We start from the raw sequence: 22,899 nt of genomic DNA on the forward strand, positions 1-22,899 counted from the left end.
AAAGTATTGTCAATATAGAATTAGTTTATTTTTTGCTTTATTATTGACATTTTACTTTTGCTAATTTAGTTCCCAAATAATGCATCTGAAAATGCTTTTGCATCAAAATCTTGTAAGTCTTCTACCTTTTCTCCTACACCTATAAGTTTTACAGGTACATCTACTTCACTCTTAACTGCAAGTACAACGCCACCCTTAGCAGTACCGTCAAGCTTAGTTAATACTATTCCTGTTATATCAGCAACTTCTTTAAACGTCTTAGCTTGTGCTACTGCATTTTGACCTGTTGTTGCATCTACTACTAATAATACTTCTTTTTTAGCTTCTGGGAATTCTCTATCAACTATTTTAAATACTTTTCCTAACTCATTCATAAGGTTAGCTTTATTGTGAAGTCTTCCTGCTGTATCACATATTAATAAATCTACTTTTCTAGCTTTTGCAGCTTTAACTGCATCAAATATTACTGCACCTGGATCGGCTCCTTCTTGATGTTTTATTATATCTACATTACTTCTATTTGCCCATACTTCTAATTGTTCTATAGCTGCGGCTCTAAATGTGTCTCCTGCTGCAAGTAAAACTTTTTTACCTTCTGCTTTATATCTATTAGCTAATTTACCTATAGTAGTTGTTTTACCAACACCATTTACTCCAACCATAAGTATTATAGTAGGTGAATGACTAACATCTAGCTTTTGACTTTCTTCACCTAGTAATTCTTCTACTACTATTTTAAGTTCATTTCTTACATCCATAGGGTCAGTTATACCTTTAGACTTTATCTTATCTCTAAGGCTATCTATTATATTCATTGTAGTATTAACACCAACATCAGCTGTTATTAAAATTTCTTCTAATTCTTCTAATAACTCTTCATCTACTTTTGTATATGATTTTAATACATCATCTATTCTATCAGTTATACCTTTTTTAGCCTTAGTTAACCCTTCTTTTAATCTATCAAATAAATTAACTTTCTTTTCTTTTTGTTGTTTTTGTACTTCTTCTACTACCTCTATTTCTTCAATAGATTCTTCTTTAGTTTCTTTATTTTCATCTACTATTTCTATTTTTTCTTCAATAGATTCTTCTTCTAAATCTTTTATATCTTCTTTAATGTCTTTCTCTATATCTTCTTCATCTTCTTTTATAGTTTCTTCTATAACTTTAATTTCTTCTGTATTTGCCTTTTCATTTATTTCATTAGCTTCTTCTATAGGATCTGCTTCTTTTATATCTTCTTCAATTAAGTTTTCTTCACTTACTAACTCTTCAACTTCTTTATTTTCTTCTTTTTTCTTTCCAAAATTAAATAACTTCTTAAACACTTATCTTCCTCCTAAATATGATTTTAACTAATCCTTTTATATTATATCAGTCATTTTTTCTGCTTCATTTAGCTTTAAGCTAAGAACTTTAGATATTGCTTTTTCCTGCATAGTAACACCATATATGTAATCTGATGCCTCCATAGTCCCTCTTCTATGTGTAACTGATATAAATTGAGTGTCTTGAGATAGTTCTTTTAAAAATTCACCAAATCTAAATATATTAGCATCATCTAATGGGGCTTCTATCTCATCTAATATACAAAACGGCGTAGGTTTTGCAAGTAATATAGAAAATAATATACTTATAGCTGTAAGTGCCTTTTCTCCACCTGATAATAGATTTAGGTTTTTCATTTTCTTTCCTGGTGGTTGTGCTACTATTTCTATATCACTTTCTAATATGTCCTTTTCATCTAATATTATAAGTTCTCCTCGTCCTCCACCAAATAGTCTTTTGTAAACCATTTTAAAGTTATCATTTATTTCATTAAACTTGACTTTAAACTCAGTTTTCATATTACTCTCAAGTTCTTCTATAAGATTTTCTATAGCTTCTATTGATTGCTCTAGGTCTTGTTTTTGTTCACTATAGAAGTCATATCTTTCTTTAACTTCTTCATATTCTTTTATGGCATCTATATTAACATTACCTAAATTCCTTATTTCTCTTTTTAAAGATTCTAATTTCTTTTTATCAATTTCAATGCTAGTATCTTTTATATTCATAGCATCAGCTACAGTCAACTCGTACTTTTCAAATAAGTTGTTTATATAATCTTCTTTAGAAACTTTTATTCTATCTATTTTAGATTCTACTTTAAATAAACTTTCTTTTAAATCTATATACTGTCTATCTATGATTTTAAGATTTTTATTATGTTCTTCTAGTTTTTGCTTTAGATCTTCTTTTGCTAATTTTCTATTTTCTAGATTTCTACTGTTGTCGCTTAATTGTTTATTTAAGCTAACTTTTTCTGTTTCTTCTATTACTGTCTCTTCTCTAAGCTTAGATATTTCTATATTTTGATTTTCTATAGATTTTTCTATATTGCCTTTTTTAAGTCTTAGTTCTTCATTTTCATTCTTTATTCTTTTAATATCTGCATATATAGATTCTAAAACTTGCTTATCCTTAACTAATTTTAGATTTAGATTATCATGCTTTTCTCTATCTTTTTCATAGTAGTCATTTGATTTTTTTAATTCTAAGCTTAGTTTTTCTATGGTTTCTTTATTTTCTTCATGCTCTTTGTCCATTTTTTCTATTTCAATTTTAACTATATCTAATTTGTCTTTAGTATATTTTAAATTCGAAATAAGTCCATCTTTTTCATTTTGTAGTTTATTAATACTTATATTTTTATTTTTTATTTCTTCTTCTACTCTATTTAATTTAGAACTTTCTATTATAATATTTTTTTCTAACTCTTTTACTTCTTCTTCTATTTTTAAAATATCATTTTTCTTTGTTGATATATTATTATCTTTTTCTTGTTTCTGTTTAATAAATTCTTTTGTTTCTTTTTTAGCATCTTCAAGTTTTTGAGAATATTTATTTATAAGTCTTTTTCTAGATAATATACTTGTATTATTTTTGAAACTACCTCCAGTTAATGACCCTCCTGGATTTAATATTTCTCCATCTAAAGTAACAACTTTATATCTATGACCTGTTTCTCTTGCAAACTTTATACCTTCATCTATATTATCTATTATGATAGTCCTTCCCAGTATATTTTCTATTATATTTTTATACTTTTCATCATAAGATAATAAATCACTAGCTATGCCTATAAATTTAGTATTACTTTTTATAGTACTTGGGTTTATCTTATTTGCTTTTATTATATTTAGAGGTAAGAATGTTACTCTACCTAGATTATTTTTCTTTAAATAGTTTATAGCTATCTTGGCACTATTTTCATCACTAGTGATTATATTTTGTAAGTATGCACCAAGTGCAGATTCTATTGCTTTTTCGTATTTCTCACTAGTTGTGATAACTTGTCCTAAAGCTCCATGTATACCTTTTAAAGATTTATTTTTTAGTACTTCTTTTACACCTTTATTAAATCCTTCATTATGATTTTCCATGTCTATATAAATGTTAAGCTTAGAATTATAATTGTTTATACTATAGTTACCATCTTGAATTTGCTTTTCTAATTTTTTGCTATGATTTATAAGCTCTTCTAAAGTATTTTTATTTTCCAATTCCTTTAGCTTTAATTTTTCTAATTCAGCATTTTTTTGACTAACATTTAGTTTAATATCATTTAGTTCTGTGAATTTTTCATTTAAATCACTTTTTACTTCACTAATTTCTAAGTCTATAGATTTATCACGAGAATTTATATTCTCCATATTGGCACTAAGTGTTGACAATCTATTACTAGATTCTTGTTTTTTATTTAAAAGGTTTATTATCCCATCTTTTAAACCTTCTATTTCACTATTTACCTTTTCTATACTTTCTTTTTTACTTAAATTATTTTTATCCAATAAATCTATATCTTCAGTTAGATACTTTATTGTATTCTCTTTTTCTATCTTATTTGTCTCTAAATCCTTAATTAAATTTTCATTAGAAGATATTTTATTTCCTATTTCACTTAACTCATTTTCACTTTTTAATATACTTTCATTTAAATTTTTAATTTTTTCATTTATAAGATTTAATTGAGCATCTTTCTGAGATATAACACTTTTTATACTATTTATATAATCTATCGATTTATTTATATTCTCACTTATATCTTCAACTTCTTTAGATGTTTCATTTAAGTTATTTTCTAACTTTACCTTTTGGTTGTTAGTTTCTATAGCTTGTTCTTCTAATAGTTTACTGTGTTTTAGCGCTTCATTTAAATCTTTTTCTAGTAAATCTATTTCTTTTATATAGCTATTTACTTCTATAGTCTTTAATTTATCATTAAGTTCTATATACTTTTTAGCTTTTTCCTGTTGAGAAAATAGTGGTTTTAGCTGATTTTCTATTTCTATATAGATATCTTCTATTCTCTCTAAATTTTCCTTAGTATTTTTTAAATTTCTCTCAGCTTCTTGTTTTTTATATCTAAACTTTGATATTCCACAGGCTTCATCAAATACTTTTCTTCTATTTACAGGATTATTGCTAAGTATTTCATCTACTTTACCTTGTTCTATTATTGAGTATCCATCTTTTCCTATACCCGTGTCTAAAAGTAATTCTTTTATATCTTTAAGTCTGCAAGGTTTATTATTTAAAAAGAATTCACTTTCTCCACTTCTATAAGCTCTTCTTTTTATAGTTATTTCACTAAAATCTATATTTAATTTATTTTCAGAATTATCTATAGTTAACGAAACTTCACAGTAGTTCATTGCTTTTTTGGTATCAGTTCCTGCAAATATTACATCTTCTAATTTGTCTCCTCTTAGACTTTTTATACTCTGTTCTCCAAGTACCCATCTAACAGCATCAGATATATTACTTTTACCACTTCCATTTGGACCTACTATTGCAGTTATCCCTTGATTAAATAATATATCTGTTTTAGTTGGAAAGGATTTAAATCCCTTCAATTCTAACCTCTTTAAATACAACTTCGTCTCTCCCTTCAATAATAAAACTAAAGGTTATAAATATTACATAATTTTATATATATATCTTTAAAACTAGTTTTAATTACTTTTTCATCATCTATTACTATTTCTAAGCTATCTAAATCAATATTAGCTTCTTTTGTTTTTAATATTATGTTTAATTTTTCTTTTAAATAATTAGTATTTGTCTTTTTATTACCTATTATTTTTGATATGTTCTTTTTATTAGTATTTACTACTATTTTACTTGTAGCTTTATTTTCTATAACAATACTTTCTAAATAATCTTTTATCATAGCCCCTTCTACTAATTCTCTAAAGGCTGGATGATATGGACCATCAACTACAGCTTTTCCTATTTGTATATCATCAGTAGCTTGGAGTCCAACTCTTATTACATTTATATTATTAACATAAAATAAAGCTAAAAGCTTTTTAACAATATCAACACTTTCTTCTAAAGAAAATGAATTATATTGCTTTCTATTTAATAAATCTTCTAAACCTGTCTCTTTAACAACTAAAGTAGGATAAATTCTTACGCAGTATGGGTCAAGTTCTATAAACTTTTTAGCTGTATTTATACATTTTTCCTCTGTATCTGAAGGTAGACCTACCATCATCTGAAGTCCTAGGTTTATACCATTTTCTTTTATTAATTTAGAACTTTTAAATACCTGTTCTGCATTATGGCCCCTTATGCTATCTCTTAATACATCTTCATCTAAAGACTGTACTCCAAGTTCTATTATACTTACACTATACTCTTTTAACATATCTAATATTTCTTGACTTATGCAGTCTGGTCTTGTTGACATTCTTATATCCTGTACTAAACCTTTGTCTACATACTCTTTAGCTACAGATAATAAATTTCTTTGTATATCAACATCTATAGCAGTAAAACTTCCTCCAAAGAAAGCAATCTCCACAATTGCATCTTTATCAATTGTTTCTAGATATTCCTCTACGATATTTCTTACGTCAGAGCTAGTTATATCTGTACTAACACCTGTTATCTTTTTTTGATTGCAAAATATACAATCATGAGGACATCCTCTGTGAGGAACAAATATAGGTATTATTCTTCTTTTCATATTTCATCATCCTTTATATTGTTACTTGTAGAGCTTTTTTAGCTGCTATTTGCTCTGCTTCTTTTTTACTTTTTCCTTCTCCAACACCTAAGACTCTTTCATTTATTCCAACTTCCATTATAAATCTTTTATTATGATCTGGTCCTTTTTCATCTACTAATCTATACCATATATTACTTTCACCTTTTCCTTGTAAAACTTCTTGAAGGTGAGTCTTATAATCTCTAAATATTTTACCTTTTCTTGAATCACAGATTATTCCTTCCATGTATTTTAGTATAAATACTCTAGCTGGTTCTAATCCTCCATCTAAGTATATTGCAGCTATTACAGCCTCAAAAGCATCTGCTAATATAGACATTCTATATCTACCACCAGTAGCTTCTTCTCCTTTTCCTAGCAACATATATATTCCTAGATTTATCTCATTTGCTGCTTCACTTAAAGATTCTTCACAAACTATATTTGCTCTTAACTTTGTTAATTCTCCTTCTGGTAAATTTCTTTCTTTTTTAAATAAATATTCACTTACTACTATACTTAGGACAGAGTCTCCTAAAAACTCAAGTCTTTCATTAAAATCATACTCCTTATTTTCATTTGAGTACGAACTATGAGTTAAAGCTTCTAATATATACTCTTTATTTTTAAATTTATATTCTATTATATTTTCAAACTCATCTATATTCTTTAATATATCTTTTTTTAACTTCATTTTATTACCTCCGAGTTAATTATCTCTAGATTATAGTGTACTATTTTTCAACAAGTATTGCAAAATAAAAAATTTACTTGTCTACTTTAATATTCACACTTATTTTTAAATTTATAGTTTCCTTATAATATATTTTAAAAAGAAAAGCCTATGAGATATTCTAATAACTCATAGGCAATCTTATATTAATCTAACTAATTTTCATCTATATCATCGCAACAATTAATACACATACAATCTTCATCGTCTGCTGATAGTATTATTCCTTGACAGTTTGGACAAACGATATCAACCTCATCATCATATAGAAGTTCTTCATCTACTTCTACTAAGTCTTTACAATTTGGACATTCCATTTCTATAAAGCTAAGGTCCCCTTCTTCATCTTCGTCTATTTCTGAATCACTATATATATCATCTTCTATATCACATAAATCTTCATCTATAGATTCAACATACTCAGTTAAATCTGCTTGCTCTTCATCTAATTCAACTATTGCATCTGCAAAACTATCTAAAACGTCTATTATCTTATGTATTATTTTTCCTTCTTTACTTTCAGAGCTTATGTCCATCCCTTCAGCTAATCCTTTTAGGTATGCAACTTCTTCAAATAGGTATTTCATATGTAACCCTCTCCTTCTTTTGTAAGTATAAAATTAAAAGCCCGTATATCTTTATTATTAAGATATACAAGCTTTTTATACATAAATTATTAAACTCTTGATAAATATTCACCAGTTCTAGTATCTATCTTTATCTTGTCACCTTCATTTATAAATAATGGAACTTGAACAACAGCTCCAGTTTCAACTGTAGCTGACTTAGTTACGTTACTAGCTGTGTCTCCTTTTATTCCTGGTTCAGTTTCAGTTACTTCTAATTCTGCAAAGTTAGGAGCTTCAACTTGGAAAGCTTGTCCTTGGTAGAATCTTATTGTAGCAACCTCATTTTCTTTTAAGAATTTTATAGCTTCTTCAACTTGTACATAATCTAAAGGTATTTGATCAAATGTTTCTTGATCCATGAAGTAGTATAATTCTCCATCATTGTATAAGTATTGCATTGGTCTTGTTTCTATATGAGCTTTAGGGAATTTATCACTTGGGTTGAAAGCTTCTTCTCTTATAGCTCCTGTTTTTAAGTTTCTATATTTAGTTCTTACGAAAGCTGCACCTTTACCTGGTTTAACGTGTTGGAAGTCAACTATTAAACATGGTTGTCCGTCTTTTTCAAATGTTACACCTTTTCTAAAATCACTTGCTGATACCATTTTGGTCCCTCCATAAAAATAAATTTATTATTTTGTGGTGATACTTTTTATTATATATTATAATCAAAAGTTTATTTTTAATCTTAGGCAAATACTTCTATTGTATTTATCTATATATGTATATATTATCACCATACCTTTTTCAATTATATATACTCTTGCAATCTTGTCAAGTTATATTAAAAAAATTAAGTTTATAACTACTTTTAGCCCTTGTTTTTTATAAGTGCATTTATGCCTAATATATAACTATCAAATCCAAAACCTGATATTTGTCCTATACATGCTTTTGCTGTCACACTTTTTTGTCTAAACTCTTCTCTTTTATGAACATTAGATATATGAACTTCAACTACATCTAATTGTACAGACATTATCGCATCATAAATAGCATAGCTATAATGAGTAAAAGCGCCAGGATTTATAACGATTCCATCATACAAAGTGTTAGCTTCGTGTATTTTGTCAATTATATCTCCCTCATGATTACTCTGAAAGAAATCTACAACTATATTTTCATCTATAATCTTACATTCCTTTTTTATATAATCTTTTAAGTCATCTATTGTTCTTTCACCATAAATTCCTTTTTCTCTTTTACCTAACATATTCAAATTTGGACCATTAATTACTAAAAATTTCATAAATACCCCCGACTATACGATTACAAACTTTTCTACTATTAATAATATCACATATTATCTAATATAAACAAGTATTTCGCTTACCACTTCATCTATATTTTTACTATCTACATTTATTTTTATATTAGATGCCTTATTATACTTATCAATTCTTTCTGAAAGTAATGTTTTTATAGTTTCTTCTACATCTTTGCTTTCTTTTAATAAAGGTCTTTTGTTTATTTCATTTGATACATTTTTTTTAATCGTACTTACACTTGCATCTAATAAAATTACATTTTGTTCATTTTTTAATATATCTATATTTTCATTCTTACTTACTATACCTCCACCAGTTGAAATTATTATGTTATCCTCAGTCGTAAGATCTTTTAGTAGTTTCGTTTCTACATTTCTAAAATATACTTCTCCATCTTCTTTAAATATGTCAGTTATAGACCTTTTTTCTATTTCTTCTATTTTAGTATCCATGTCAACATATTCCATTTTTAACTCTTTAGCTAGTTTTCTTCCTACTACGCTTTTCCCACTACCCATAAAACCAATTATTACAACTCTCATTTATTATCTCCCTCAAAATTTATTATATTTACAGTAAATTCTTTTTCTAGGTTAGTATTATTTTTTGACAACTCTAGTTTTATATTAGCTATTTTACCATCATAGTCTGTTGATATATACATATTATCTATATAATCTCCAACTTCATAACCTCCACCTTCACTGTTTCCATATACATCTAATGTCCTTATAAAAATTTTATTTGAATTTTTATTTAGAAATATTTCTTTATCCTTTAATTTATTATCATTTTCTTTGTACTTACATTTTATTGATGTTACACTTTTCAGCTCATTGTTTTTATCGTAGTTAATAATATATTTAGAGTTTTGTATTGCTTCTTTTATATATTTAGATACTTCATTTCCTTGTTGTTGTAATTCAACACTATCTTCTATTTTCATTTTTATATTATTTGAAAATATAAGTATATAATAAAGTAAACTTATTATTATGACTATAGAAGTTATTGATATTACGCTTTCTAAAAGTAAATATCCTTTCTTACGTTTCATACTTACCTTCTTTCAATAAGACTCTTCCGCTAATTGGTACTATTGTTATCTCTTTTTTAATATTTCCTTTATAAACTCTTATAGTTTGACCTCTACGATCTGGAGAACCATCGGTTCTAAATATTATTTTACTTTCCCCATATTCTATCTTCGTTTCATTGGGTAGTGACACTTCTTTTTTTATTTCACCTTTAGATTTTAATATATAAGATTTGTTTTCGTTATTTAGATCATAGTATATGTATGTGCTTAGGTCTCCGAGCATATTTACTCTTCTTACATATCTAATATCTACTGCTAATTGTTTCGTAAGTGAGTTGATGTAATATTTATCTAGATTATCATAAAAAAAATATAATGTTGATACTAAAATCATTATACTTATGCATACAACAAGTTCTACCAAGGTCACATTCCTTCTCTTTTCATTTTTAAATCTCCTTGTAATTATATAATTTTACTATATCGGTTTTATCATCTATAGATAAATCCTCATTAAATGGATTTAATATTTTAACTTTTGATTTTAATTTTTTTATATAATTCCCATCCTTTATTGTTATGAGTATCTCAAAATCTACAGATTTTTCCTCTCTATTTATCGATATCCTTGATGGAATAGATACGATTACATTTTTTATCTTACATTTTGATATGTCTTTTATATTATTTATAAAACTTAATCCACTAAAAGAAGTGTAAAAATCATCTTCATCTATAGCATATTCTTTTATTAAATTAACTTCTCTTAGTATATTACTATGTACTACTTCCATAGCACCATAGCTATGTTGTTTTAATGTTTCATCTTTATAATCTAAGTTAAATATACTTAAATTATTATAGGATACTCCTATAGAAGTCATGGCTAATATTATTACAATAGAAAAGATTATTACAGTTGTTACTAGTATAGATCCTTTACTTTTTCGTAACATAAGACATAAGGTTTATACTATCATAATCACTTTGAACTATTACTTCTATTTTATAACAATTATAATAATCTTTTTCTTCTTCTATTGTTGTTTTTATCTTATATCCTTTTTCATTATTTTCATATGCTATTTCTTCATCATTTTCTATATGAAGTTTTGTATATTCTATATTCTTTCTAGCTATCTCAAGCATTTCAAATTTTTTATTGCTACAACTAACTAATCCATTACTATTTTGTAAGGTTGTAGCAATAATATACATACTTATACCTATTATAGATATACTAATTATACTTTCAACTAAAATAAATCCTTCTCTTTTTTTTATCAATAGTTACTCCTTTACATTAATCTACTTGATCATAGTAAAGTCCTTTTAGGTATAACTCATCCTCTTTACTTGGTTTTATGCCTGTCCATATGTAAAATGCCTCTAATCCTTGATTTATAAGCATATCAATTCCATATACTACATCTAAATTATTTGACTTTGCCCACTTTATAAAAGAAGTATTTTGTGGCTTATATACGATATCACATACTAATAAATCTCCTTTTACACGAATACTTTCATCAATAGGACATTCATTGCTTTCCATACCAACTGGAGTGGTATTTATTAATATATCAATATCTTCTATATCATTTTTATCTATAGTCTTGTTTGAATATGTAGAAGCAATTTTAAAATTATCTCTTATAATCTCACTGATATCCATAGCTTTTTGAATACTTCTATTTCTTATTTCTATAGATTTAACTTTATTAGATGCTAGCTGAACTGCTATGCTTCTACTTGACCCTCCAGCACCTATGATCATTATCTTTTTATTATTAAGGTCGTACCCTTTATCTAATATAGACTTTACAAATCCAAGCCCATCAGTATTATAACCTGTTAAAAAACCTTCATCATTTTTTATAGTATTTACAGCACCTATAAGTCTTGCATTTTTGTCTATATTTTCTAAAAATTTCATTACATTTACCTTATGAGGAATAGTTACATTACAACCTCTCATATTTAAGGTCTTAATACTTCTTACAGCTTCTTCTAAATCACTTTCTTTTACATCAAAACAACAATATATATTATTTTGATTATATTTTTTGAATAAATAATTGTGTATACTAGGCGAAAAACTTTGCTTAATTGGATGACCTAAAAGACCTACTAATTTTGTTGTTGAATTTATCATGATATTATCTCCTATCTAACTTTATTGTCATTTAACTATTAAACTATACATTTATATTTAAAAATTGCACATTCTTAAGTACTCTGTATATATAAAGTTTTCTGACTTTTTGCTTCCTCTTTCTTTATATTCACATATATCTAAATCGCTTTCTATGTTTAAATTGATTTCTATACCATTTCGATTATTTCTATTTACACTTATGTCACCATTATAAAGTTCTAAAATATTCTCTGTAACTTTAAACCCTATATCTATAGCTGATTTATATTTATCATTTATATATTTATAATGATTATATTTATCTTTATTTCTAATACTTATATTAGTTTTATTACCTTTCCTATCCAAATCAACGTAAATTGTACTATTTGAACAAGAATACCTTATAACTATAGATAATAAAGTTAATATAACTCTCTCTATATCGTCATCATCTACTCTTGATACAATCTCTTCCTCACTAGTATCAAATACTATGTTTATATCATTTTCTAATAAATATTTATTAAACTCCTCACAAGTTTCTTCTATTAACGTAACTATATTATAACAATTCACATTAGTTTCATGAAACTCAGATTCTAACTTAGCTAAATCTATTACATTGTTAATTAAGTTCATCAGCATATAAGAATTCTTTTTGATAATACTTATAGAATTATTTAACTCCTTACTTATTTCTTTTTCTATTTTATCTTTATATATATACTCTAATAGCTGAATCGATGATGATATTACATTTAGAGGTGTCTTTAACTCATGAGACATATTAACGAAAAACTCAGTTTTTATTTTATTAGCAATTTTTTTAGCTTCTATTTCTCTTTCAATATTTTCTATATTTACACTTTCTGTTATATCTCTTACTATTCCGATTTCTTTGATTTCATTATTAATTTCTATTAATTTTTTCCCAACCTCTAAGTTTAATTCTTCTCCCTTACAAGTTAAAACATCTTTTCTTTTAAAAACTACCTCCTCGTTGTTTTTATTTGATGCTATTAATATATCATTATTTAGTAGTATATCTTCTTCTAGACTTATATTTTCGGATATTTCTGTAAATGCTAAATTTTTATATATTATATTTTTCTGTCTATAGTCTGCTAAATATATACCTTCTGGTATTATATTAACAAATGTTTTATACTTTTCTTTGCTCAATTTTAATTTTTCAATAGATTCCTTATACTCTGTTATATCTTTTATAACAACTAAATTTTTATGTGTATCTCCATCTTTAAAACTTGTTCTATCTATATTCATATAAGAATTTTTTCCCATAGAAGAATAACATATTTCTCCTGTTATAGAATCCTCTAGAACTATCCTTTTTATTTCTTTTTCATTAAAATCTATACCATTATCTTTACTATTATATAAAATATTATTATTGTCTGTTATTAGTATATTATATGGTATAGTTTCTATTATTTTTTCGTACTTTATATTGTTTTCATCGGTCTTTATCTCATTTTTCTTATTGTAAGTTATATCTTTAAAGGAACATATGATACTTTCATTTTTATTAAATTTAATTGGTGTAAATGTAACTTTAAAAAATCTTCCATCCTTGCTCTTTATATCACTTTTAATTTCTGTACTATGTTTTTTTGTTTTTTCTATACTATTTATAAAATTCAATTTATCTTTTATATTATCTCTTAAAAATTCATCTATCGTTAATTTTTCTTTATGCACTTTATATTTATTCCAAATTCTAAGGAAATTATCATCTTTACTCAATATACATCCATTAGAATCTATTATAAATATACACCTATCTTCTTCTCCTACAATTTCTTTAATTAATTCTTTTTTATTCTCTAAATTCTTTTCTAACTTAGCTGTTATATATTTATTTTGTTCTAACTTTTTATTGTATAAACTAATATTTTTGTTACCTTTTTTAAACATTTTTTTCTTTTTCCATACTCTATTATGTTCAATTATTATATATGAATTTACTATATTTTTGAACATGTACAAGTATACAATTATATCTATAATACTCCTATATAGTAATACATTCTCTTTTTCAACCAATAGGCTTAACAAAATACTTGAGTATATAAAAGTAATAAATATAACAGTTATCTTACTAATACTTTTTCTTCTTGTTAATTTTATGATTTCATAAAAAATCATCGTACTTATAAAACCAGTTACCAAAATATTATATAAACCAATTTTATTGTCTATCAGTGTTGTAAGTAACAATATAAAACTAATAAATATTAAATTATTTATTTTTTTGTTGATATTATTTTCACATACGCTAATCAGGATTAATACTTGAGCAATCATATAAAAGTTGCTCAAGCTTCCCTGTGATATATCCTTTGCTTTTGATATAATAATAACAACTATCATACTTAAAACAATAATATCTTTCTTGCTTTTATGTAAAATATATTTAGAATATACTACATATAACATTGCAAGAAGTATTGAAACTGTAAGTATATTAATATATTTATGCATTCTCAATCCCCTTTAATATAATTAACTTAGCTACTACAATTAAAATATATATCTGAAAATTCTATATCGATTTTTTCGTTATCACTAACACTTACTCCCACATCTATATTTTCACTATTTTTTATATTATCTTTTAAAATAATGGTAAATTCACTCCCCACATTTACCTCGCTGTTTACCTTAATGTCTCCTCCATGTGCTTTTACTAATTTATTTACTAATGATAAACCTATACCAGTTCCCTCTGCACCTCTTGTAAGGGTTCTATCTACCTGTTCGAAGTTCTCAAATATAATACCTATTTTATCTTTTGGTATTCCTATTCCAGTATCCTTGACTGATATATATACTAAATCTCCATCTTGCCTAAACTTGACTACTATTTCTCCGCCTTTTGCAGTATATTTTATAGAATTTGATATAAGATTTAATACAGCTTTCTCTATTTTTTTCTTATCTAGTATCATATATTTACTATCTATATTAGATTTAAATTCTATATTTACTCCATTTTCACTTGTATATAGCTTAGATTTATTAACTATATCCTTAAGCAAGTTTACTATATCATACTTCTTATATTCCATTTTATAGGTTCCATTTTCAAAATGTCCTATTTCTAAAATATTATCTAATAATCGCATTAGCCTATAACAATTTTGTTTTATAAGTTTTGTACATCCATTATCTCCCTTATTATTTTCTTTTTCATAATTGTATATAAGTTTATTAGTTTCAAATATAGTTGTTACAGGTTTTTTTATGTCTTTAGATACATTAGCTAAGAACTCAACGTTAAATCTATACTTATTATTTATTTCACTTAATATTTCTTCCATTTTCTTTATTTTATATTCATTGTCTAAAGTTCTCAATATTATCAAATAACTATTGCCAATATCAATTATAGCAATTTCTATCTCTTTAATTTTATTTGAAGGAACTTGAAATCTTTTAAATTTACCATATTCTAATTGATTTAAGTAGCTTTTAACTATCTTATTTAGGTTTTCAGTTCCTATTTCTTTTAATATTTCTATTAATACCTTATTTCTATATATATGATTATGTCCATTTTTTTCTATTATTGCTATACCTTGTGGAAGTGTTTGCAACAATACCTTATAAGTTTTTTCTCTTTGCTCAATTTCCGAGATAGTATTTTCTATGTTAGTTATATCTATGGCTATAGTTAACAAATTCTTATTTCCTCTTAATATAATACTTGTTGTTATTACTTCTATAACTTTATTATTTTTTGTCTTTATCTTCATACTTACCTTGTCTTTTTTTCCAGACTGAACCATGTTTACTTGTTCTATAAATTTATTTACACTTTTACTTAATACCTTTTCTTGTATATTTTGTAAAACTCCCATAGATTCATCATAATCCTTTATATCAAACAATTCTATAGCTTTATTATTTATATATTTTATACTGCTAGAATTATGTATTATTATTCCGTCATTTAATATGTCTATTAATTTTTTAAATCTTTGTTCACTCTCTTCTAATTTATTTCTTATTAGGACGCTTTCTGTTATATCAGTTAGAATACATATATTTCTATATTTATTTTTTAATATTTCTCTCTTAGATGCAAGTCTATATATCTTTTCATCATATCCATTTATTATGGTATCCAAATTTTCAATTTCATTTAAATCTTCTGGAAAATCTATAAACTTTGATTTTATTTCTTCTAATATATCTAAATCACTTAAATTACTTTTATCTTTACATATAAATTTCTCAAATTCTTCATTTCCATAGAGATATTCTCCATCTCTATTTAATAAAAAAACTATATTTTGAGATTCTTCAATTGATTTATTTAATTCTGTATTTACTTCAGCCATACTATCTTTAATTTTTTTTTGGGTCTCAAATTCTAGATTTATTTTATCTATTAGCGATTGTGTCATACTTTGATTATATTTAACCTTCAATTTATAATCTTTAAGCATTTTCATTATATTTTCCATATTACTAATAAGTAGTGCTTGTACAATTGATAAGTTTAGCAAAGTGTATGTTAACATATAAAATTTATTCTTTATACATAGACTTATTACAATAAATAGATATATCCCTATCATAGTTAATATATATCTATTTTTGATTCTTAGATTAGTCTTTTTGTTGATTATGATACTTATTTTTCCTAAGTTTAACATAGTAACTCCAAAGTAATAATTTCCAGTTACTAACATCAAAATTTCTAATAAATATATACATAATATATACATTAAAGATTTACAATTTGATATTTTGTAAAGTACTAATAATATAAAAGGAATAGAAATAGCTATAGATAAACTAACAATTTCAAAAACTTCTTTATAAATATATAAAGATTTCATATTTTCACCATCCCCCTTTTTTTGATTCCCCTTACTATAATTTTATCTATTATGCATTTATATTTTTGTTTTCAACTTGTACATTCATAATCCTTCTTCTATCTTCTATATAAGTAATATTAACATATTATAAATAGTTTTTTTGTCAGTTTTTGAACAATTTCACTATAAATTATTTGTTATAAATTACAGTTTTATGTAATAAATACTCTAAGTATTATATATATTCTTAAAACAAAAAAAGCCTATATAAGGCTTTTTTCTGATTTTAATTCTTTTCTAAGTTTTTTTAGTGCTCTTTTTTCTATTCTTGATACATAAGATCTAGATATATCAAGTTTTTGAGCAATTTCTCGTTGTGTTTTATATCCACAAGTGGTTAACCCATACCTTAAAAGAACAATTTCTTTTTCTCTTTTAGTCAATATCTTATCTAGTTGTTCATATAACTTACCTATTTGAACCTTAAGTTCTACTTGGTCTAATATATAATCTATATCAGTTCCCAAAACATCTATAAGACTAATCTCATTGCCTTCTTTGTCCGTGCCTATAGGATCTTGAAGAGATACTTGAACCTTATTTTTCTTATTTGTTCTTATACTCATAAGTATTTCATTTTCTATACATTTAGATGCATAAGTTGCTAGCCTAGTTCCTTTGTCAACATTATAGGTTTCTATAGCCTTTATAAGTCCTATAGTACCTATAGAAATAAGGTCATCTTGCTCTTCATTGGCATTATTGTACTTTTTTGCTATATGGGCTACTAATCTCATGTTTCTCTCTATTAAAACTTCCTTTGCATGTTCATCTTTGTCTTTTTTAAATTTAGTTAAATAAGTAACTTCTTCTTCAGGGGTTAATGGTTTTTCAAATGATTTAAAAGTTGTCAACAGGCCACCCCCTCTTTGAGATGCTTCATTTTAAATTATATGAATCTGGCCTGTCTAAATTGCTTGTTTTATATAATATTTTATTTTATTTATATTTTAAATTTGTGCATATTTCCTTGAAGATTGGTAATGCTGATTTGCTTTCTTCTTTAGTTCCTTCTACTATTACTGTTATAGTATATTTTGGTGTGTCACTTGGATAAAATCCAGTTATCCATCCATTATTTACTGAAATACCATCTATATTGGTTTGGGCTGTACCTGTTTTAACACCACACCCGCCTTCTAAGTCTTTAAGTGCTTCTCCCGTGCCTGATAAAGATACTTTTTTCATCATGTCTTTTACTATAGTCAATGTATATGGTGATATTATTTCATCTTCTTTAGATTGATTAAAATTTTTTAAGATACTCTTATTATTATCTACAATGCTATCATATATATATAATGGCTTATATGTTCCATTATTAGCAATTATTTGTGTCATTTGATTTATTTGTATCGGTGTAAATTCCATACTTCCTTGACCTATAGCTAAATTTCTTATAGATATGTCTTTTGGTATTTCTCTATTTACTTCCTCTTTTAACCCTATATCTACCTTTTTATCTAAATGGAGTTTTTTAGCATACTCTATTATTTTGCTTTTTCCTACTTTATTTGCAATATCAAAAAATGCAGTATTACATGAATTAGCAAAAGCTTCGGTTAAACTTTGTATACCATGTCCCTCTTTATTATGGCAATTTAATATTTCTTTATTTTTTCCTATTTTTGTATTTCCTGTGCAATTATATGTATAGTTCTCATCTATAATTTTAGTATCAAGAGCTGCATATAAAGTTACTATTTTAAATACAGAACCTGGTGCATAAGTATTTTGTATTACCCTATTTCTAAGTTCACCCTTAGATTTTTCTGTATCACTTATATACTTACCTATATCATTTTGGTCAAAGTTTGGCCTAGAACTCATAGATAGTATTTCACCACTTTCTACATCTGATATTATAACAGCTGTAGGGTTAGCTTCTTTATCTACTACTTTTTCAACTTTTTTTTGAATATTTTTATCTATTGTTAATTTTATATGCTTATCTTTATCATCTTTTGTTACTGTTTTTATACTTCCTTTTAGTACATCTAAACCTTCTTTTCTACCTGCTTCACCTACTTTAAATACAGATATATATTCTTCATTTGATGCATTAAGCACTTCATCCATACTTCTCTCTATTCCATATTGTCCTATCTTATCTTTTTTATTTATATATCCTATAGTGTGGGATAAAAGGCTATCTTCGTCATATCTTATACTTCTTTTAGATACTATTATATTTTTTTCTAGTAACTTTTCTTCCATTTTTTTACTTATATTATTTACTTGTATTTCAAATATTGATGACTCTGTTTGCTCTTCTATTTCTTTATATATCTCTTTATCACTTAAATTACTTACTTCTTTTACTAAGTTTCTTATGCTAGAATCATTTATAAATTTTTCTTTTTGTACTATTAATACAGTTTCTTTCTTCTTATCCGTTAAAGGTTGATTATTTCTATCATAGATTACACCTCTACCAGTATTTAAATCTATTTTTTCAGTACTTTGATTTTCTTGTCTTTGTTTATATTCATCAGATTTTAATATTTGTATATCTGCTAGTCTATATATTAAAAATAAATATACTAATACAAATATTAAAACTGTTGTTTTTCCTCTACCAACCATAGTTTTTGGTAAATTATATTTTTTCCTTGACATAAAATCACCCCTTAGATACTTGTCATTTTTGACAATTTCTAAGGGGTTAATACTCTTTATTCTAATTAATCTAATTGTGTTCTTATTTTACTTATAACTATATCTATAGCTACTTCGTTTTGTCCACCTTCTGGCATTATTATATCAGCATACTTTTTGTATGGTTCTATAAATTGATCATGAGCTGGCTTTACTGTAGTCAGATACTGATCTATAACAGAATCTACAGTTCTACCTCTTTCTTTTATATCTCTTTGTATTCTTCTAAGTATTCTTATATCATCTTCAGTATCAACATATATTTTTATATCTAATTTATTTCTTAACTCTTCATCTTCAAGTATCATTATACCTTCTACTATTATTATATCCTTTGGAGTTATTGTAACAGTTTCGTCATGTTTTCTAGTATGAAGTTCATAGTCATATATAGGCTTTTCTATGCTTTTTCCATTACATAATTCTTCTATATGTTGTATTAAAAGCTTATTATCAAAAGCAAGTGGATGGTCATAATTAGTTTTTAATCTATCTTCAAAACTTAAATGTGTTTGGTCTTTGTAGTAAGCATCTTGCTCTAATGTAGCTATATTCTCATCTGGTATATTATCCATTATAGCTTTACAAACTGTACTCTTACCAGAACCAGTTCCTCCTGTTATTCCTATTATTAAAGGTCTCTTAGTTTTTTTCATGATTTAGTACTCTCCTTACAAAAAAGATTAGCGTTTATTCTTGATCATTTGGATTCTCTAAATAGAATCCAGATGTAAACTCTCTATTATTTAACTTTATTTCTTCGATCCAACTTGGATTAAACTCCCAATTATTTGGGTCTTCATAAAACTTATCTAAAGCAAATCTATAAGCTTTAACAACTTTAGATATATAATTAGCGTCTTTCATCTTACCTTCTATTTTAAGACTATTTATTCCTGACTTTATCATAGCCGGCAAATCTTTTATCATACATAAATCTTTAGAATTAAATATGAATGTTCCTCTCTCATCTTCATAAACCGGGAAATATTCTCCTGGTCTTTTCTCTTCAACTAGACTGTATGTTTTTTTATTTACTTCACTATCTGAATCTTTTCCTTTTATATAATTGCTTATAAGAGGCCTTCCTGAATAAGATATAGCCATTACTCCATGTACATATGCTTCTAAATCTAATTCTATAGGTGTATTTAGCCTTATTTGACCTAGCTCATCACAAGATAATTCTCTTGATAATGTTATTCTTTTTATACCTTGCTCATGCCAAAATTTAGCTGTTACGTAATTTGTAACATTAGCTTGTTCTGCTAAATGTATATCCATATTTGGTACAGCCTTTTTAGCTACTACAAGCATACCAGGCTCTGCTATTATGATAGCATCTATTCCTACAAATTCAAGCTCTTTTAGGTATGTTTCTATATCTGAAAAGTCCTTACTATGAGGAACTATATTAACAGATGCATAAACCTTTTTATTATGTTTATGTGCAAAGTTTATACCTTCTATTAATTCATCCTTTGAAAACTCCTTATCTATAGAGTTAAGACCAAACGCTTCACTTCCTATATATATGGCATCTGCACCATTTGTTATATTTAACTTTAATTCTTCTAAGCTTCTAGCTGGCGCCAATAATTCTACATTATGCATTTAAATCACCCCTCTCGCTTTGTTTGTAGCTAAGTGCTACTCCATCTGCTATAGGTATTAAAGATGTAGTTAAATAGTCACAGTTTGATATATAATCTAAGTAACTTCTCATTCTTTTTACTATAGTCTTTTTACGTCTTATAACGAAACTATCATGTGCAACCATTCCTTGATATAATATATTATCTGATATTAAAAGTCCATCTACTTTTAATTTATCTATAACCATATCATAAAATAATTGATATTGTCCTTTAGCTGCATCTAAAAATATTATGTCAAACTCTCCTTGAACTTCTTTTAATTTTTCTTCTGCATCTCCTTCTAATATCGTTATATTATTTTCAAATCCAGCTAATTTTATATTTTCTTTAGCCTTTTCTATCATTTTTTCATTTCTCTCTACTGTTATTATCTCCACATCTTCACCTAAAATAGATGCAAATAGTATAGATGAGTATCCTATAGCACAACCAACTTCTAGTATTCTCTTTGGTTTTTTCATTTTTAGTAAAACTTTTAAAAGTTCTGATACTTCTTTGTGTATTATAGGTACATTATTTTCATGTGCATAATCTTCTAGTTCTTTTAAAAGTCCTTCTTTATCTTTTAATGTATTTCTTATGTAATCTTGTACTAATTCATTTACTATATTGCTCATTAAATTCACTCCTTAAATAGCAGAAACATTAATATAGGATTACACTTTGAATATCTCAAAGCATAATCCCCATATTTTAAATTTTATTTATTCTCTGCACTTGCTTTTTCTTTGCTTAATTTATCCCTTTGTTCTTTATATTCCTTCTCAAACTTAAGATGTTCTTCGTAAGTTTTGCTATAGTTATTTCCTCCATCCATAGTAGCTACAAAGTATAAATAATCTGTATCTTTTGGATATAATACTGCTTCTATAGATTTTATACTAGGATTAGCTATTGGTGTCGGAGGTAGTCCCACATTTTTATAACTATTATATGGAGAATCTATCTTTAAATCATTATATGTTACTATTTTTTTTCTTTCTGGGAATATATACTGTATAGTTGCATCAGACTGAAGTCTCATACCTATATCTAATCTATTGTAAAATACACTTGCTATCATAGGTCTATCTTCATCTCTAACAGCTTCTTTTTCAACAATAGAGCTCAGATTTACGACCTCTTGAAGAGTCATTTTTAACTCTTTTTGTCTTTTTTGTAACTTCTCAGTATACATTTTACCAAATTCAGCTAACATTTTATCCAGAACCTCTTTTTCACTTGTACCTTCTTCAAAGTAATAAGTCTGAGGATATAAGAAACCTTCTAGTGTAGTTATATCTTTTTCTTTTAAATATGGAAAATCACTATAAAATTCCTTTGGATTTTTGATTAGTTTTTCATACGTTTCTTTATTGCCCAGTTTTTTAGATACTAATATATCAATTACTTCATTAGAAGTTGATCCTTCTGGTATAGTTACTTTTATACCATCTTGATATGTTTTTCCAGATGATAATATGTCAATTATATCATTATTAGAATAGGTTTGATTAAGCAAATATTTTCCAGACTTTATGTTTGGAATTTCATTACTTACTTTTGCTACAACTTTGAATAATGTCTTATTCTTTATTAATTTTTTTTCGTATAATATATCTGTCATTGTATTTATAGTAGCACCTTTAGGTATTTCTACTACTATATCTTTTTTATTTTTTTTATTGTATGGTCCTATTTGTATGAACACAAAACTCCCTATTAATCCCAATAATACTACCAAGGAAATTAATGCTATCTTAAGTTTATTATTTCTCAAGTACATAGTATTTTCTACTCCTTATATATATTTATATCTTTTATATTATAAATCTAAGAATAAAA

The 22,899-nt window shown here is 25.7% G+C and carries 21 protein-coding genes; all 21 read right to left on the reverse strand.

The features are described 5' to 3' along the window. Nucleotides 1–65 precede the first annotated feature (65 nt). The gene (gene ftsY / locus I2H23_RS06475) at nt 66–1,331 is read right to left on the reverse strand and encodes a signal recognition particle-docking protein FtsY (protein WP_092924523.1); all 1,266 of its coding nucleotides are present in this window, start codon (nt 1,329–1,331) and stop codon (nt 66–68) included. A 36-nt stretch (nt 1,332–1,367) separates the two neighbouring features. Then, on the reverse strand, nt 1,368–4,922 hold the full coding sequence (smc, locus tag I2H23_RS06480) for a chromosome segregation protein SMC (RefSeq protein WP_195581345.1): 3,555 nt from the start codon (nt 4,920–4,922) through the stop codon (nt 1,368–1,370). A 26-nt stretch (nt 4,923–4,948) separates the two neighbouring features. Next, nucleotides 4,949–6,019: an elongator complex protein 3 gene (locus I2H23_RS06485; protein WP_092924520.1), complete on the reverse strand. Its 1,071-nt coding sequence runs from the start codon at nt 6,017–6,019 to the stop codon at nt 4,949–4,951. Nucleotides 6,020–6,032: 13 nt separating this feature from the next. Continuing rightward, on the reverse strand, nt 6,033–6,734 hold the full coding sequence (gene rnc, locus I2H23_RS06490; RefSeq protein WP_092924518.1) for a ribonuclease III: 702 nt from the start codon (nt 6,732–6,734) through the stop codon (nt 6,033–6,035). A gap of 194 nt (nt 6,735–6,928) precedes the next feature. After that, complete coding sequence (locus tag I2H23_RS06495) at nt 6,929–7,360, reverse strand: CD1247 N-terminal domain-containing protein (protein WP_092924516.1); 432 nt, start codon at nt 7,358–7,360, stop codon at nt 6,929–6,931. Nucleotides 7,361–7,449: 89 nt separating this feature from the next. Then, on the reverse strand, nt 7,450–8,007 hold the full coding sequence (gene efp / locus I2H23_RS06500) for an elongation factor P (protein WP_092924514.1): 558 nt from the start codon (nt 8,005–8,007) through the stop codon (nt 7,450–7,452). A 206-nt stretch (nt 8,008–8,213) separates the two neighbouring features. Further along, nucleotides 8,214–8,651 carry a type II 3-dehydroquinate dehydratase gene (gene aroQ, locus I2H23_RS06505; protein WP_092924512.1) on the reverse strand — a complete coding sequence of 146 codons (438 nt, stop codon included), beginning with the start codon at nt 8,649–8,651 and terminating at the stop codon, nt 8,214–8,216. A 54-nt stretch (nt 8,652–8,705) separates the two neighbouring features. Further along, entirely contained in the window at nt 8,706–9,212 is a 507-nt protein-coding gene (locus tag I2H23_RS06510) for a shikimate kinase (protein ID WP_092924510.1), read from the reverse strand. Next, complete coding sequence (locus tag I2H23_RS06515) at nt 9,209–9,727, reverse strand: hypothetical protein (RefSeq protein WP_166505831.1); 519 nt, start codon at nt 9,725–9,727, stop codon at nt 9,209–9,211. The genes I2H23_RS06510 and I2H23_RS06515 overlap by 4 nt, the downstream gene beginning before the upstream one ends. Then, a complete protein-coding gene (locus I2H23_RS06520; protein WP_243248241.1) occupies nt 9,717–10,103 on the reverse strand; it encodes a hypothetical protein in 387 nt (128 codons plus the stop codon). Before I2H23_RS06520 ends, I2H23_RS06515 begins: the two co-directional genes overlap by 11 nt. A gap of 55 nt (nt 10,104–10,158) precedes the next feature. After that, nucleotides 10,159–10,665: a hypothetical protein gene (locus I2H23_RS06525; RefSeq protein ID WP_166505833.1), complete on the reverse strand. Its 507-nt coding sequence runs from the start codon at nt 10,663–10,665 to the stop codon at nt 10,159–10,161. Further along, complete coding sequence (locus I2H23_RS06530) at nt 10,649–10,996, reverse strand: hypothetical protein (protein ID WP_166505834.1); 348 nt, start codon at nt 10,994–10,996, stop codon at nt 10,649–10,651. Before I2H23_RS06530 ends, I2H23_RS06525 begins: the two co-directional genes overlap by 17 nt. Before the next feature lie 16 nt (nt 10,997–11,012). Beyond that, nucleotides 11,013–11,864, reverse strand: coding sequence for a shikimate dehydrogenase (aroE, locus tag I2H23_RS06535; protein WP_207733531.1), 852 nt, complete (start codon nt 11,862–11,864; stop codon nt 11,013–11,015). Nucleotides 11,865–11,921: 57 nt separating this feature from the next. Further along, nucleotides 11,922–14,351 (reverse strand): sensor histidine kinase, encoded by a 2,430-nt coding sequence (locus tag I2H23_RS06540; protein WP_092924498.1) that lies wholly within the window; start codon nt 14,349–14,351, stop codon nt 11,922–11,924. Between the two features lie 26 nt (nt 14,352–14,377). Beyond that, nucleotides 14,378–16,717, reverse strand: coding sequence for a PAS domain-containing sensor histidine kinase (locus I2H23_RS06545; protein WP_195581346.1), 2,340 nt, complete (start codon nt 16,715–16,717; stop codon nt 14,378–14,380). 245 nt (nt 16,718–16,962) lie between these two features. Continuing rightward, nucleotides 16,963–17,613, reverse strand: coding sequence for an RNA polymerase sporulation sigma factor SigK (sigK, locus tag I2H23_RS06550; RefSeq protein WP_092924494.1), 651 nt, complete (start codon nt 17,611–17,613; stop codon nt 16,963–16,965). Between the two features lie 85 nt (nt 17,614–17,698). Further along, nucleotides 17,699–19,378 carry a peptidoglycan D,D-transpeptidase FtsI family protein gene (locus I2H23_RS06555; protein WP_195581347.1) on the reverse strand — a complete coding sequence of 560 codons (1,680 nt, stop codon included), beginning with the start codon at nt 19,376–19,378 and terminating at the stop codon, nt 17,699–17,701. A gap of 65 nt (nt 19,379–19,443) precedes the next feature. After that, a complete protein-coding gene (gene udk, locus I2H23_RS06560; protein WP_092924490.1) occupies nt 19,444–20,073 on the reverse strand; it encodes a uridine kinase in 630 nt (209 codons plus the stop codon). 34 nt (nt 20,074–20,107) lie between these two features. Next, a complete protein-coding gene (locus I2H23_RS06565) occupies nt 20,108–21,031 on the reverse strand; it encodes a peptidase U32 family protein (RefSeq protein ID WP_195581348.1) in 924 nt (307 codons plus the stop codon). Continuing rightward, complete coding sequence (locus I2H23_RS06570; protein ID WP_195581349.1) at nt 21,024–21,692, reverse strand: O-methyltransferase; 669 nt, start codon at nt 21,690–21,692, stop codon at nt 21,024–21,026. Before I2H23_RS06570 ends, I2H23_RS06565 begins: the two co-directional genes overlap by 8 nt. An 83-nt stretch (nt 21,693–21,775) precedes the next feature. Further along, entirely contained in the window at nt 21,776–22,840 is a 1,065-nt protein-coding gene (mltG, locus tag I2H23_RS06575) for an endolytic transglycosylase MltG (RefSeq protein WP_195581350.1), read from the reverse strand. Between the last annotated feature and the right edge of the window lie 59 nt (nt 22,841–22,899).

Source organism: Romboutsia sp. BSD2780061687b_171204_C1, assembly GCF_015560225.1.
GTDB lineage: Bacteria > Bacillota > Clostridia > Peptostreptococcales > Peptostreptococcaceae > Romboutsia_C > Romboutsia_C hominis.

What these genes read in the sequence shown, in the direction of transcription:
- I2H23_RS06510 (WP_092924510.1), bottom strand. Translation starts at nt 9,212, where the DNA reads ATGAGAGTTGTAATAATTGGTTTTATGGGTAGTGGGAAAAGCGTAGTA.
- I2H23_RS06495 (WP_092924516.1), bottom strand. Translation starts at nt 7,360, where the DNA reads ATGAAATACCTATTTGAAGAAGTTGCATACCTAAAAGGATTAGCTGAA.
- I2H23_RS06485 (WP_092924520.1), bottom strand. Translation starts at nt 6,019, where the DNA reads ATGAAAAGAAGAATAATACCTATATTTGTTCCTCACAGAGGATGTCCT.
- I2H23_RS06525 (WP_166505833.1), bottom strand. Translation starts at nt 10,665, where the DNA reads ATGTTACGAAAAAGTAAAGGATCTATACTAGTAACAACTGTAATAATC.
- I2H23_RS06520 (WP_243248241.1), bottom strand. Translation starts at nt 10,103, where the DNA reads ATGATTTTAGTATCAACATTATATTTTTTTTATGATAATCTAGATAAA.
- aroQ (WP_092924512.1), bottom strand. Translation starts at nt 8,651, where the DNA reads ATGAAATTTTTAGTAATTAATGGTCCAAATTTGAATATGTTAGGTAAA.
- efp (WP_092924514.1), bottom strand. Translation starts at nt 8,007, where the DNA reads ATGGTATCAGCAAGTGATTTTAGAAAAGGTGTAACATTTGAAAAAGAC.
- I2H23_RS06515 (WP_166505831.1), bottom strand. Translation starts at nt 9,727, where the DNA reads ATGAAACGTAAGAAAGGATATTTACTTTTAGAAAGCGTAATATCAATA.
- rnc (WP_092924518.1), bottom strand. Translation starts at nt 6,734, where the DNA reads ATGAAGTTAAAAAAAGATATATTAAAGAATATAGATGAGTTTGAAAAT.
- I2H23_RS06565 (WP_195581348.1), bottom strand. Translation starts at nt 21,031, where the DNA reads ATGCATAATGTAGAATTATTGGCGCCAGCTAGAAGCTTAGAAGAATTA.
- I2H23_RS06555 (WP_195581347.1), bottom strand. Translation starts at nt 19,378, where the DNA reads ATGTCAAGGAAAAAATATAATTTACCAAAAACTATGGTTGGTAGAGGA.
- I2H23_RS06570 (WP_195581349.1), bottom strand. Translation starts at nt 21,692, where the DNA reads ATGAGCAATATAGTAAATGAATTAGTACAAGATTACATAAGAAATACA.
- I2H23_RS06545 (WP_195581346.1), bottom strand. Translation starts at nt 16,717, where the DNA reads ATGAAATCTTTATATATTTATAAAGAAGTTTTTGAAATTGTTAGTTTA.
- aroE (WP_207733531.1), bottom strand. Translation starts at nt 11,864, where the DNA reads ATGATAAATTCAACAACAAAATTAGTAGGTCTTTTAGGTCATCCAATT.
- I2H23_RS06540 (WP_092924498.1), bottom strand. Translation starts at nt 14,351, where the DNA reads ATGCATAAATATATTAATATACTTACAGTTTCAATACTTCTTGCAATG.
- mltG (WP_195581350.1), bottom strand. Translation starts at nt 22,840, where the DNA reads ATGTACTTGAGAAATAATAAACTTAAGATAGCATTAATTTCCTTGGTA.
- udk (WP_092924490.1), bottom strand. Translation starts at nt 20,073, where the DNA reads ATGAAAAAAACTAAGAGACCTTTAATAATAGGAATAACAGGAGGAACT.